This is a genomic window from Streptomyces sp. CB02400, assembly GCF_001905725.1.
Taxonomy (GTDB): domain Bacteria; phylum Actinomycetota; class Actinomycetes; order Streptomycetales; family Streptomycetaceae; genus Streptomyces; species Streptomyces atrovirens.
The window spans coordinates 106,453-118,415 of record NZ_LIWB01000006.1 but is presented as its reverse complement, the minus strand read 5'-3'; the positions used below and the strand labels follow the sequence as shown (position 1 = coordinate 118,415).

The following is an 11,963-nucleotide window of genomic DNA, read 5'->3' as shown; positions in this document are numbered from 1 at the left end:
GTACCTAATGAGCTTCAGTTGCGTCGACATCACGTGTCGACGAAGACATCAGACAGTGAGGCAGCGATGAACACCCCCCATGTCGTCGTGGTCATGGGCGTCGCGGGCACCGGGAAGACCACCATCGGTCCCCTGCTCGCGGCCCGGTTCGGCGTCCCGTACGCCGAGGGCGACGATTTCCACCCGCCGGCCAACATCGCCAAGATGTCGGCCGGTACCCCGCTCACCGACGACGACCGGTGGCCCTGGCTCGACGCCATCGGCGACTGGGCGCACGGACGGGCCGGTCTCGGCGGGGTGGTCAGCTGCTCGGCGCTGAAGCGGTCGTACCGCGACCGGCTGCGGGCCGCCGCGCCCGGTGTGGTCTTCGTGCACCTCTCCGGTGACCGCGCGCTCGTCGAGGACCGGATGTCGCACCGGCAGGGCCACTTCATGCCCACGGCGCTGCTCGACTCCCAGTTCGCCACGCTCCAGCCGCTGGAGCCGGACGAGGCCGGGGTCGCCGTGGACGTGGCGGGCAGCCCCGAGGAGATCAGCGCACGGGCGGCCGCCGCCCTGGACGCCCTCCCCGAGCCGACCGCGTAGGTCCCTGACCGGACCCCCATTTCCCGGGGCGCCCCCACCCCCCCCGGTCTTCTCCCCTCCCCCGTAGAAACAAGGGAACCACCGTGACCAGACTCAGCGTTGAGATGCTGGCAGCGGACGCACCCGAGTCGATCACCTCGGCCGGCCACGCCCAGCTGGGCATCGCCGTGCTCCTGGGCATCGCCGTCATCGTCCTGCTCATCACCAAGTTCAAGCTGCACGCCTTCCTGTCCCTGACCATCGGGACGCTGGCGCTCGGCGCCTTCGCCGGCGCGCCGCTCGACAAGGTCATCACCAGCTTCAGTGCCGGACTCGGCTCCACCGTCGCCGGTGTGGGCGTGCTGATCGCCCTCGGCGCGATCCTCGGCAAGATGCTCGCCGACTCCGGCGGCGCCGACCAGATCGTCGACACCATCCTCGCCAGGGCGAGCGGCCGTTCCATGCCGTGGGCGATGGTGCTGATCGCCTCGGTGATCGGTCTGCCGCTGTTCTTCGAGGTCGGCGTGGTGCTGCTGATCCCGGTGGTGCTGATGGTCGCCAAGCGCGGCAACTACTCCCTGATGCGCATCGGCATCCCGGCGCTCGCCGGTCTTTCCGTGATGCACGGTCTGGTGCCGCCGCACCCCGGTCCGCTGGTCGCGATCGACGCCGTCGGCGCCAACCTCGGTGTGACGCTGGCGCTGGGCGTGCTCGTCGCGATACCGACGGTCGTCATCGCCGGTCCGCTGTTCTCGAAGTACGCCGCCCGCTGGGTGGACGTCCCGGCCCCGGAGCGGATGATCCCGCAGCGGCCCTCCGAGGACCTGGAGAAGCGTCCGAGCTTCGGCGCGACGCTGGCCACGATCCTGCTGCCGGTCGTGCTGATGCTGGCCAAGGCGCTGGTCGACATCGTCATCGACGACCCCGAGCACAACGTCCAGCGCGTGTTCGACGTGATCGGCTCCCCGCTGATCGCGCTGCTCGCGGCCGTGCTGGTCGGCATCTTCACGCTCGGCATGCCCGCCGGGTTCAGCAAGGAGCGGATGCAGCAGCTGGTCGAGAAGAGTCTCGCGCCGATCGCGGGCATCCTGCTGATCGTCGGCGCGGGCGGTGGCTTCAAGCAGACCCTGATCGACACCGGTGTGGGTCAGATGATCCTGGAGATCTCCGAGGACTGGTCGATCCCGGCGCTGCTGCTGGCCTGGCTGATCGCGGTGGCGATCCGGCTGGCGACCGGTTCGGCGACGGTGGCGACCGTCTCGGCGGCCGGTCTGGTGGCGCCGCTGGCGGCCGACATGTCGACCACGCACGCGGCCCTGCTGGTGCTGGCGATCGGTGCCGGTTCGCTGTTCTTCAGCCATGTCAACGACGCCGGGTTCTGGCTGGTGAAGGAGTACTTCGGGCTGAACGTCGGGCAGACGATCAAGACCTGGTCGATCATGGAGACGATCATCTCGGTGGTCGCCGGTGCCCTGGTGCTGCTGCTGTCGCTGATCATTTAGCCGAAGACCGGACGCGTACGGCCCACCCGCTCCCCCTCGGGGCGCGGGTGGGCCCGTGTCGTTTCAGGGGCGCCGCGGTTTCAGGGGCGCCACAGCGGGTGTTCGCGCTCCGCCCAGTCGCGGCCGACGGAGCCCGTGCGCATGCCGCGGCGGGCCTCGGGGTCCGCCAGGGCCATGCCGATGTGCCCGGCGAGGACGATGCCGATGGTCAGCGCCAGCCAGTCGTGGACGAAGGTGGCGCTGGTGCGCCACACCAGCGGGGTGAGGTGGGTGAACCACATCAGCAGTCCGGTGCCGAGCATGACCAGTGTGGCGCCCGCGATCCAGGCCGCGTAGATCTTCTGTCCCGCGTTGAACTTGCCGGCCGGGCGGGACGCGGGGCGCCTGTCGCGGCGCAGGGCGGCCCGCAGCCAGGTGCGGTCGTGCGGGCCGAAGCGGTTGAGGCGGCCCAGGTCGGCTCGGAAGGCGCGGGAGGCGAGACCGACGAGGACGGGGACGGGGAGAGCGAGCCCGGACCACTGGTGGAGGGTGACGACGAGGGCGCGGCGGCCCACGAGCTGGGCGAGCTGGGGGACGTAGAGGCAGGCGGCCGTGAAGACGCAGACGCCCATCAGTACGGCCGTGGTGCGGTGCACCCGGCGTTCGGCGCGGCCGAAGCGCCGTACGGCGGTGGCGGCGGGCGGGGTGTCAGTCCGTAGGCTCATCTTCGCGTCCGTTCGAGCGGCCGACCCAGGCGTCGATGTCGTAGCCGCGCTCCTCCCAGTAGCCGGGTTCGACGTCCTCGGTGACGGTGATGCCGGAGAGCCACTTGGCGGACTTGTAGAAGTACATCGGGGCCACGTAGAGGCGGACCGGGCCGCCGTGGGCGTGGCCGAGGTCCTCGTCCCGCATGCGCAGGGCGACCAGGACGTCGGCGCGGCGGGCCTGGTCGAGGGTGAGGCTCTCGGAGTACGCGCCGTCGAAGCAGGTGAAGCGCACCGCCCCGGCCGAAGGGCGCACTCCCGCGGCGTCCAGGAGCCGGGACAGGCGCACACCCTCGAACGGCGTGTCCGGCACCCGCCAGCCGGTGACGCACTGGACGTCCCGGACCATGCGGGTCTGCGGCAGGGCCTTCAGTCCGGCCAGGGTGTAGGAGGTGGGGCGGTCGACGAGGCCGTCGACCGTGAGGCGGTAGGTGTCGGCGTTCTTCCGCGGGACGGACGAGGTGACGGAGTAGTAGCGGAAGCCGCCGCCGTTGGGGAGCAGTCCGGTCAGACCGGTGGGGTCCTTGTCGGAGGCTCCGGCGAGGAAGGATTCCAGGCCGCGCTGGAGGGTGGGCGCGGTGACCACGCCGAGGGCGCCCAGGCCGAGGGTGCCGAGGAGGACGCGGCGGCCGATGGGTTTGCCCCGCGCGTCCCCCTCGTCGGGGAGCTGCGGCGGCTGTTCGGAGTTCACTTCTCCATTCGAGCACCCGCGTCCCCGTCGGACCAGGGAGCGCGGGTGCCCGTCAGACTTTCGTAAGCGGCTCCTCTACGAGGTGCGCTCGGCCTCCTTCTCGAGCTGGAACGCCTCGTTGCCGAGCCCGATGCGGGCGTGCCTCTCGGGGGCGCGGGCGCGCAGGACGGCGCCCTGGACCAGGCCGACGACCAGGGCGAGCCCGATGATGCCGGGCAGGATCCAGCTCAGCGAGGAGTCGGGTCCCGCGCCGACCAGTACGTCGAAGTCCTTGACCGTGTAGCCGGCGATGACGACCAGGGCGATGCCCGCCAGCGCGGAGGTGACCAGCCGCCAGCTCTGCGCGCCCGCGGCACCGCGGCGGACGAAGAAGACGACGACGGACAGGGAGGCGATCGCCATCAGCACGATCACGCCGAGGGCTCCGATGTTGCCGCCCCAGGTGAACAGGTGCAGGACCGGAGCGGTCGGGTCGCCGGTCGGCTTGTCGTCGGTGAGCGCGAAGGCGAGGACCAGCACGGCGGCGATGACGGTCTGGAGCAGGGAGCCGGTGCCGGGGGCGCCGCTGGTGCCGGTGGTGCGGCCGAAGGCGGCGGGCAGCAGGCCCTCGCGGCCCATGGCGAAGGCGTACCGGGCGACGACGTTGTGGAAGCTGAGCATGGCCGCGAACATGCCGGTCACGAAGAGGATGTGCAGGACGTCGGTGAAGGTTCCGCCCAGGCGGTCCTCGGTGAGGAAGAACAGCAGGCCGGCGCTCTGCTCCTGGGAGGCGCCGACGATCCCGGCGGGGCCGGTGGCGACGGTGAGCGCCCAGCTGCTGAGGGCGAAGAAGACGGCGACGCCGGTGACCGCGAGGAACATCACGCGCGGTACGAGGACGTGCGGCCTGCTGGTCTCCTCGGCGTAGACGGGGGCCTGTTCGAAGCCGAGGAAGGCGGCGATGCAGAAGCACAGGGCGGTGCCGACGCCGGCGCCGCTGAGCGTGTCCGGGTTGAAGGCGTGCAGCGACAGGCCCTCCTTGCCGGGGTCGGCGACGGCGGCGATGTCGAAGACGACGACCAGCAGCACCTCGATGACCAGCAGCACGCCGAGCACGCGCGCGTTGACGTCGATCTTCAGCCAGCCCAGCGCGCCGACGGCGAGGACGGCCACGAGCGCCGGTATCCACCAGGCGACCTCGAGGTCGGCGTAGGTGGCGAAGAGGCCGGAGACCTCGAAGCCGAAGATGCCGTAGATGCCGACCTGGAGGGCGTTGTAGGCGACGAGCGCTACCAGGGCTGCGCCCGCTCCGGCGGTGCCGCCGAGGCCGCGGGAGATGTAGGCGTAGAAGGCGCCGGCGTTGTGGACGTGCCGGCTCATCTCGGCGTAGCCGAGGCTGAAGAGGACCAGTACGACGCCGAGGATCACGAAGAGCAGCGGCTGGCCGACGATGCCCATCACCGCGAATGTGGTGGGCATGACACCGGCGACCACCATGAGGGGGGCGGTCGCGGCGAGGACGGAGAGCAGCAGGCCCCCCGTGCCGAGGCGGTCGGCGCGCAGGGCGCGCTCCTGCCCCTTGAAGGTACTGATGCCGTCGGCTGTCGCTCTGCTCCTGCTCGAAGTGCTCGAACTGTCCGTCGTCATCTCGAGACCGTCCTTGGTCGGTTGTGGTTGCGGCGGGCGGATGCGGGGGGCTGGGGTCAGGCCGTGCCCAGGGCTGCGGCACGGGCGGTGCGGAAGGCGGTCAGGGCGTCACGGTCGGGGTACGACCAAGGGGTGGGTGTGGCGTGGTCTCCGATGCGGTGGAAGAGGGCGGCGGCCTCGGCGCCCCGGCCCTCGCAGACCTTGGCGTGGGCGAGGAAGTTGAGGTCGATCAGGCGGCGCGGGTGGCCTTCGTGCTCCCACTCCAGCCACCAGTCGAAGGCGGCCTTCATCACCTGCCGGGCGCGGCGGCCGACCCAGTGGCCGGAGGCGACCGGGTCGGCGGGTTCGTGTCCGGCGGCGGCCAGGGTGCGGTAGCGCTCGGCGTGCGCGATGACCGGCAGGATCGCCAGCGGGGAGTCGGCGGGTGCCTGTTCCGCGGCCCAGTTGGCGAAGTCGTACACCTCGTGCAGCGGGTCCGGGCCCGCCTCCACGCGGCGCTCGGCGAGCCAGGCGACCACCAGGTGGTGGGCGTGGTGGTGGTCCGCGTACCGGGTGCGGATCTGCTCGAAGAGCCGGACCACGTCCCCCTCGGCCCCCTGGGCGCACTCCAGCAGGAGCAGTCCGAGCCAGGGGGTGGGGTCGGCGGGCACCAGCTCCGCCGCCCGGTGGCAGACCTCGCGGGCACGGGCCGGTTTCTCCTTGCCGCGCAGCGCGCGCCGCACCTGGGCCAGGGCGAGCAGCACGGACGCGTCACCGGAGTCGGGTTCGGCGAGCAGCCACTCACGGGCCCAGGCGGCGCTGGACGACTCCCGGGCGAGCACCGTGACGCGGTGGCCCCGGCGGTCCCAGTCCTCCCCCGTACGGACCAGCAGCGAGCGGGTGTCCTGCCATCGGCCCTGTGCCAGCGCGGTCCGCGCGGCGACGAGTTCGGCGTCGTCGAGGGCCTCGTCGAATGCCTGTGCCGCCCGTCTGCGGGCACGGCCGAGGGGAGGCGGGGGTGGGGGCACCGCGGGACTTCCTCACGCGCTCTTCTTGTGGTCGCCGGCTCACGGCGGGTGGTCGGTGTGGCAGTGGTCGGCTGCCGATTGCCATGAGCTGATCACAGACAGCAAACCGTCAGCGAACGGATCACGTCAAGGGCGTACCGGGTGTTACTCGCGTCAACTGCGGTCACGAACGGGCTACTTGTGGCGTCCGGGCCGGAAGGCCGCTCGGGTGGGTGAGCGGTCGGGTCCTCGTCGGGTCCTCGTCGGGCGAGGGCCGGCCGCTGCTTGGATGGTCGTATGAGTGCTGAGGAGATCATCGACATCGTCGACGAGAACGACCGGGTGGTCGGGCGGTCCCCGCGCGGGGAGGCCTACGCGCGGGGGCTGCGCCACCGCTGCGCCTTCATCCTCGCCCGGGACGCCGAGGGGCGGATCTTCGTCCACCGCCGCACCGCGACCAAGCAGGTCTTCCCCTCCCTGTACGACATGTTCGTCGGCGGGGTCGTCGGCGCGGGCGAGAGCTACGACGAGGCGGCACTGCGGGAGGCCGAGGAGGAGCTGGGCGTGAGCGGGCTGCCGCGCCCCGAGTACGTCTTCACGTTCCTGTACGACGACGGGGCGGGCCGGAGCTGGTGGTCGGCGGTGTACGAGGTGCGCTGCGACCGGCCCGTACGGCCGCAGCCGGAGGAGGTGGCCTGGGGGGACTTCCTGCCGGAGGCGGAGCTGGAGCGGCGGCTCGGGGAGTGGGAGTGGGCTCCGGACGGGCTGGTGGCGTATCAGCGGCTCAAGGCGTACCGGTCGGGGCGGGTGGAGCGGTCGGGGCGGGTGGAGGGCTGAGTATGTGTTCGTCTTCGTACCGGCCGTCGGCCCGGTGCGGGTGGCCCCGGTAGGGTCGCGGCGTGATCGACTTTGTGCGGAACGTTCGGTTGTGGTTCGCGCCCGGCGAGGTGCGGCGGGAGGGAGACACGCCCGACTACCGGTTCTCACTGGCGAACGAGCGGACGTTCCTCGCCTGGCTGCGCACCGCGCTCGCGTTGATCGGGGGCGGGTTCGCCGTGGACCAGTTCCTGCCGGACCTGCGGTGGGGGTGGCGGGTCGGGCTGGCGCTGGCGCTGCTGGCCGCGGGGGTCTTGTGCGCGTTGCGGGCGGTCAATCACTGGGTGCGGTGCGAGCGGGCGATGCGGCGGGGGGAGGATCTGCCGGTGTCGCGGTTCCCGGCGCTGCTGAGTCTTGTGGTGGCGGTGGTGGCCGGGGCGATGGTCGCCGTCGTGCTCTTCGGGTGGGACGGGTGAGCGGGGTGGCGGCGGGTCGGGGCGCGGAGCGGGATCCGGGGCTGCAGCCCGAGCGGACGCGGCTCGCGTGGCGGCGGACGACTTTGTCGGCGACGGTCGCGGCGGTGCTGGCCGTGAAGACGGCGCTGGGGGGTGGGGTGTCCGTGGCCGGGGTTGTCGCGTGCGTGTTGTGTTGTGGTTGCTGGGTGGGGTTTCTATGGATCGCCCATCGGCGGATCCGGGGGCTGGCGGCTGTGAGTGAGCCGGGGGCGCTTGTTTCGCCGTATGCGGCGGTCGCGGTGGTCTGTACGGTGGCCATGGCCGGGTGTGGGGCGGTGCTTGTCGGGTCGGGGTGAGGTGGGTGGGGACCGGAGGGTTTTCGCCCCCGCCGCCCCTTCCCTTCCCGTCCCTGGGGCTGCGCCCCGGACCCCCTTCGGCCCCGGACGGGCCTCGTCCTCGAACGCCGGACGGGCTGTTCGATGCCGGGCGACGCTATTCGCTCACCGTTACTACGATCTTGCCCCGGGTGCGGCCCTCCTGGTTCAGGCGGTGGGCGGCCGCTGCCTGGTCCAGGGGGAAGGTTTTCGAGACGTGGATGGTGATCGTGCCCTGGTCTGCCAGGTCGGAGAGGTGCTGGAGGTCCTGGGCGTCGGGGCGGACGAACCAGTAGCGGCCGCCGTAACCCACCACCTCGGGGTCGGTGATCGAGGCCAGGCGGCCCTCGGGGGCCAGCAGGTTCGCGGAGGCCTTGAGGGCGTCGCCGCCCACCGAGTCGAACACCGCGTCCACGCCCTCGGGCGCCAGTCCCCGTACCCGTTCGGCCAGGCCCTCGCCATGGCTCACCGGCTCCCCGCCCAGTCCGCGTACGAAGTCGTGGTTGCGCTCGCTCGCCGTACCGATGACCCGGGCGCCGAGGTGGGCGGCGAGCTGGACGGCGATGGATCCGACGCCGCCGGCCGCGGCGTGCACCAGGACGGTCTCGCCCCGCTTGACCTCGAGGACGCGGTGCAGCACCTGGTACGCGGTGAGCCCCGCGAGGGGGATTCCGGCCGCCTGCTCGAAGGACAGGGCGCGCGGCTTGCGCGCGAGGGTGCGCGCCGGGGCGGCCACGTACTCGGCGAAGGTGCCACGCGAGAGGACGTCCTCGCGCACGTAGCCGATGACCTCGTCGCCGACGGCGAACTCCGGTACGGCGGGACCTGGCTGGACCACCACGCCCGAGACGTCCCAGCCGGGGATGACCGGGAACACCGGCTGGAGGACCGAGTCGAGATAGCCCTCGCGGCACTTCCAGTCGACCGGGTTGACGGCCGCCGCCCGCACCTTCACCAGTACCGAGTCGGGGCCGACCCTGGGGTCGTCGACCTCCCCGAGTCCGAGCACTTCGGGGCCGCCGTACCGTGAGTAGCTGATCGCCTTCATGGGTCCGACCTTCTGGTGTCCGCGTGCGCCGTGCAAGCCGAATGGCCTGATATACGCCATTCGCGTGGCGGCCGGACGGGGGGCGGGCGCGACGAGCGCCTATCGTGGCCCCGATCACGTTCGGTCGCCGCTCTGGACGACATACCGACCGGTCGGCATCATAAGGCGGGTACTGTTTCCTGCCCGTAGGAGCGACGATGAGCCCCGACCACCCGCCCGGACTCGATCTCGACCGGCTGCGCGGCCTGCTCGAACGGGAGCGGCCCGGCCTGGTGAACGGCCCGCTCACCGGCCGACTGATCGAGGGCGGCAGGTCGAACCTCACGTACGCGGTCTCCGATGGGGCCTCGAAGTGGGTCGTACGGCGTCCCCCGCTCGGCCATGTGCTGGCCACCGCGCACGACATGAAGCGCGAGCACCGGGTGATCAGCGCGCTGCACCCGACCCCCGTGCCGGTGCCGCGCACCGTGCTGCTGTGCGAGGACGAGGAGGTGCTCGGGGCGCCGTTCTACGTCATGGACTTCGTCGAGGGCACCCCGTACCGGACGGCCGGCCAGCTCGCCCCGCTCGGCGCCGAGCGCACCCGGGACGCCGTGCTGAACCTGATCGACACGCTCGTCGAGCTGCACGCCGTCGATCCCGGCGAGGTGGGCCTGGCGGGCTTCGGCCGGCCCGAGGGCTTCCTGGACCGGCAGCTACGGCGCTGGGGCAAGCAGCTTGACGCCTCCCGCAACCGGGAGCTGGCCGGGATCGACGAGCTGCACGCGGCGCTCGGGCGCGAGCTGCCCGTCTCCCCCGCGCCGGCCGTGGTGCACGGCGACTACCGCCTCGACAATGTGCTGATCGGCCCGGCGAGTGAGGCTGAAGCGCCCGGGAGGCGAACCGAGCCTGAAAAGGGCGCCGACCGGATCAAGGCCGTCCTCGACTGGGAGATGTCCACGCTCGGCGATCCGCTGACGGACCTGGGGCTGCTGGTGATGTACAGCATGCCGCTGGGCATGCCGGACTCCCCCGTCTCCACTACCGCCGAGGCGCCCGGGCACCCCACGCCGGCCGAGCTGATCGAGCGGTACGCCGCGCGGTCGGGGCGCGATGTCTCCGCGGTGTCCTGGTACACGGCGTTCGCCTGGTTCAAGCTCGCCGTGATCCTGGAGGGCATCCACTACCGCTACACCCTGGGCCAGACGGTCGGGCGCGGCTTCGACCGCATCGGTGATCTGGTCCCGGTCTTCATCCGGCACGGTCTGACCACTCTTCAGGAAGGCTGACGAACCATGGACTTCGCGTTCGACGCGCGCACCGAGGAGCTGCGCGCCAGGCTGCTCGCCTTCATGGACGAGTACGTCTACCCGGCCGAAGCGGTCGCCCACGAGCAGCGTGCCGGGCTGGACTCGCCGTGGGAGAACGTCCCCGTGGTGGAGGAGCTGAAGGCCGAGGCCCGTCGGCAGGGGCTGTGGAACCTGTTCCTGCCCGACTCCGAGCACGGTGCCGGGCTCACCAATCTCCAGTACGCGCCGCTCGCCGAGATCATGGGCCGCTCCCCGCAGATCGCGCCGACGGTCACCAACTGCGCGGCGCCCGACACCGGGAACATGGAGGTGCTGGCGCAGTTCGGCGACGAGGCGCAGAAGAAGCAGTGGCTCCAGCCGCTGCTGGCCGGTGAGATCCGCTCGGCGTTCGCGATGACCGAGCCGGAGGTGGCCTCCTCGGACGCCACCAACATCACCACGCACATCGAGCGGGACGGCGACGAGTACGTCATCACCGGCCGCAAGTGGTACATCTCCGGGGCGATGCACCCGGACTGCTCGATCTTCATCGTGATGGGCAAGACCGACCCGGACGGGGCGGACATCCGCCGGCAGCAGTCCATGGTGCTCGTCCCGCGCGACACGCCGGGCGTCACCGTCACCCGCGCGATGCAGGTGTTCGGTTACGAGGACCACTACCACGGCGGGCACGCCGAGGTGGTCTTCGACCACGCGCGCGTGCCGGTGTCGAACCTGATCGGTGAGGAGGGCGGCGGCTTCGCCATCGCGCAGGCCCGGCTCGGTCCCGGCCGGATCCACCACTGCATGCGGCTGATCGGCATGGCCGAGCGGGCCATCGAGCTGATGTGCCGCCGCGCGGTGTCGCGGGACGCGTTCGGCAAGGCGCTGGCGCAGCAGGGCGTGGTGCAGAACTGGATCGCCGACGCGCGCGTGGCGGTCGAGCAGCTTCGGCTGCTGGTGCTGAAGACGGCCTGGATGATGGACACCGTCGGCAACCGGGGCGCCCACACGGAGATCCAGGCCATCAAGATCGCCACCCCGCGCACGGTCGTCGGCATCCTCGACCGGGCGATCCAGCTCTACGGCGCGGGCGGGGTCAGCCAGGACTTCCCGCTGGCCGAGCTGTACGCCGGGGCCCGCACGCTGATGATCGCCGACGGCCCGGACGAGGTGCACCAGCGGTCGCTGGCGCGCCGGGAGCTGAAGAAGTACCTGTAGCCCAGCCCGGAACGGCCTGTGGCCCGCCGGCGTCGGCGGGCCACAGGCCGTGGGGAGACGGGGTGTCTCAGCGGCGCAGGGCCCGCAGCAGCAGGTCCGCCAGGTGGTCGGCGACCTCCTGGGGGCTGAGCGGGCCGTCGGGGCGGTACCAGGTCGACAGGTGGTGCACGGAACCGAAGTGGTAGTCGACCACCAGGTCGGCCGGGGTCGCCGTGGAGAAGACGCCCTCGCGCTGGCCCTCCTCGATCAGCGCGCGGAAGCGTTCGTGGTAGCGGCGGCGCTCGGCGCGCACCTGCTTGTTCTTCTCCGGGCTGAGGTGGTGCATGGAGCGGAAGAAGATCGACGCGTCGTCGAGGTTCTCGATCGTGGTGACGACGACGTCCGCCGCCGCGCCGCGCAGCCGCTTCTCGATCGGCTCGTCGGCGTCCGCGAAGTGGTCCAGGCGTTCCTGCTGGAGGCGCAGCACGCGCGCGTACACCTCGTGCAGCAGGTCGTCCTTGGAGCCGAAGTAGTGGTAGAGCGCCCCCTTGGTGACGCCGGCCGCCTCGACGATCTCCTGCACCGAGGTGCGGTCGTAGCCCCGCTCGGCGAAGAGCCGGGTGGCGGCGGCCAGGAGCCGCTGCGGCACAGGAGCCCCGTCACCGTCCGTCGTCCTGGGCACTGCCGCCA

At 71.7% G+C, this 11,963-nt stretch carries 13 protein-coding genes; 7 read left to right on the top strand and 6 right to left on the bottom strand.

Features of this window, described 5'->3' with window-relative positions; genetic code table 11:
• Positions 1-66 precede the first annotated feature (66 nt).
• On the top strand, positions 67-585 hold the full coding sequence (locus AMK33_RS16640; protein ID WP_073933610.1) for a gluconokinase: 519 nt from the start codon (positions 67-69) through the stop codon (positions 583-585).
• Between the two features lie 83 nt (positions 586-668).
• Positions 669-2,066 carry a GntT/GntP/DsdX family permease gene (locus AMK33_RS16635; protein ID WP_073933609.1) on the top strand — a complete coding sequence of 466 codons (1,398 nt, stop codon included), beginning with the start codon at positions 669-671 and terminating at the stop codon, positions 2,064-2,066.
• An 80-nt stretch (positions 2,067-2,146) separates the two neighbouring features.
• Here AMK33_RS16635 and AMK33_RS16630 read toward each other — a convergent pair whose 3' ends face one another.
• From AMK33_RS16630 to AMK33_RS16615, 4 genes are all read right to left on the bottom strand, one after another.
• Positions 2,147-2,770 (bottom strand): cytochrome b/b6 domain-containing protein, encoded by a 624-nt coding sequence (locus tag AMK33_RS16630; protein ID WP_073933608.1) that lies wholly within the window; start codon positions 2,768-2,770, stop codon positions 2,147-2,149.
• Positions 2,754-3,500 (bottom strand): molybdopterin-dependent oxidoreductase, encoded by a 747-nt coding sequence (locus tag AMK33_RS16625; protein WP_073933607.1) that lies wholly within the window; start codon positions 3,498-3,500, stop codon positions 2,754-2,756. The genes AMK33_RS16630 and AMK33_RS16625 overlap by 17 nt, the downstream gene beginning before the upstream one ends.
• Positions 3,501-3,575: 75 nt before the next feature.
• A complete protein-coding gene (locus AMK33_RS16620; protein WP_073933606.1) occupies positions 3,576-5,126 on the bottom strand; it encodes an APC family permease in 1,551 nt (516 codons plus the stop codon).
• A gap of 56 nt (positions 5,127-5,182) precedes the next feature.
• The gene (locus AMK33_RS16615) at positions 5,183-6,133 is read right to left on the bottom strand and encodes a hypothetical protein (RefSeq protein WP_073933605.1); all 951 of its coding nucleotides are present in this window, start codon (positions 6,131-6,133) and stop codon (positions 5,183-5,185) included.
• Positions 6,134-6,409: 276 nt separating this feature from the next.
• On the opposite strand from AMK33_RS16615, the gene AMK33_RS16610 reads away from it, so the two are divergent.
• The 3 genes from AMK33_RS16610 to AMK33_RS16600 all read left to right on the top strand — a co-directional run bounded on the left by AMK33_RS16610 (position 6,410) and on the right by AMK33_RS16600 (position 7,739).
• Entirely contained in the window at positions 6,410-6,949 is a 540-nt protein-coding gene (locus AMK33_RS16610) for an NUDIX hydrolase (protein WP_073933604.1), read from the top strand.
• A gap of 62 nt (positions 6,950-7,011) precedes the next feature.
• Positions 7,012-7,404, top strand: a complete 393-nt coding sequence (locus AMK33_RS16605; RefSeq protein ID WP_073933603.1) for a YidH family protein — start codon at positions 7,012-7,014, stop codon at positions 7,402-7,404.
• A 5-nt stretch (positions 7,405-7,409) separates the two neighbouring features.
• Complete coding sequence (locus tag AMK33_RS16600) at positions 7,410-7,739, top strand: DUF202 domain-containing protein (protein WP_073933866.1); 330 nt, start codon at positions 7,410-7,412, stop codon at positions 7,737-7,739.
• A gap of 136 nt (positions 7,740-7,875) precedes the next feature.
• Here the strand turns inward: AMK33_RS16600 and AMK33_RS16595 are convergent, their stop codons facing one another.
• A complete protein-coding gene (locus AMK33_RS16595; protein WP_073933602.1) occupies positions 7,876-8,805 on the bottom strand; it encodes an NADP-dependent oxidoreductase in 930 nt (309 codons plus the stop codon).
• Positions 8,806-9,002: 197 nt separating this feature from the next.
• Between AMK33_RS16595 and AMK33_RS16590 the strand changes: the two genes are divergently transcribed.
• Together AMK33_RS16590 and AMK33_RS16585 are read left to right on the top strand one after the other, a co-directional pair.
• A complete protein-coding gene (locus AMK33_RS16590) occupies positions 9,003-10,073 on the top strand; it encodes a phosphotransferase family protein (RefSeq protein WP_073933601.1) in 1,071 nt (356 codons plus the stop codon).
• A 6-nt stretch (positions 10,074-10,079) separates the two neighbouring features.
• On the top strand, positions 10,080-11,294 hold the full coding sequence (locus AMK33_RS16585) for an acyl-CoA dehydrogenase family protein (protein WP_073933600.1): 1,215 nt from the start codon (positions 10,080-10,082) through the stop codon (positions 11,292-11,294).
• A gap of 67 nt (positions 11,295-11,361) precedes the next feature.
• Here the strand turns inward: AMK33_RS16585 and AMK33_RS16580 are convergent, their stop codons facing one another.
• Positions 11,362-11,955, bottom strand: a complete 594-nt coding sequence (locus AMK33_RS16580) for a TetR/AcrR family transcriptional regulator (protein WP_073933599.1) — start codon at positions 11,953-11,955, stop codon at positions 11,362-11,364.
• Between the last annotated feature and the right edge of the window lie 8 nt (positions 11,956-11,963).

Coding starts and splice junctions, on each gene's coding strand:
- AMK33_RS16640 (WP_073933610.1), top strand. CDS start 67: ATGAACACCCCCCATGTCGTCGTGGTCATGGGCGTCGCGGGCACCGGG.
- AMK33_RS16630 (WP_073933608.1), bottom strand. CDS start 2,770: ATGAGCCTACGGACTGACACCCCGCCCGCCGCCACCGCCGTACGGCGC.
- AMK33_RS16620 (WP_073933606.1), bottom strand. CDS start 5,126: ATGACGACGGACAGTTCGAGCACTTCGAGCAGGAGCAGAGCGACAGCC.
- AMK33_RS16610 (WP_073933604.1), top strand. CDS start 6,410: ATGAGTGCTGAGGAGATCATCGACATCGTCGACGAGAACGACCGGGTG.
- AMK33_RS16595 (WP_073933602.1), bottom strand. CDS start 8,805: ATGAAGGCGATCAGCTACTCACGGTACGGCGGCCCCGAAGTGCTCGGA.
- AMK33_RS16590 (WP_073933601.1), top strand. CDS start 9,003: ATGAGCCCCGACCACCCGCCCGGACTCGATCTCGACCGGCTGCGCGGC.
- AMK33_RS16585 (WP_073933600.1), top strand. CDS start 10,080: ATGGACTTCGCGTTCGACGCGCGCACCGAGGAGCTGCGCGCCAGGCTG.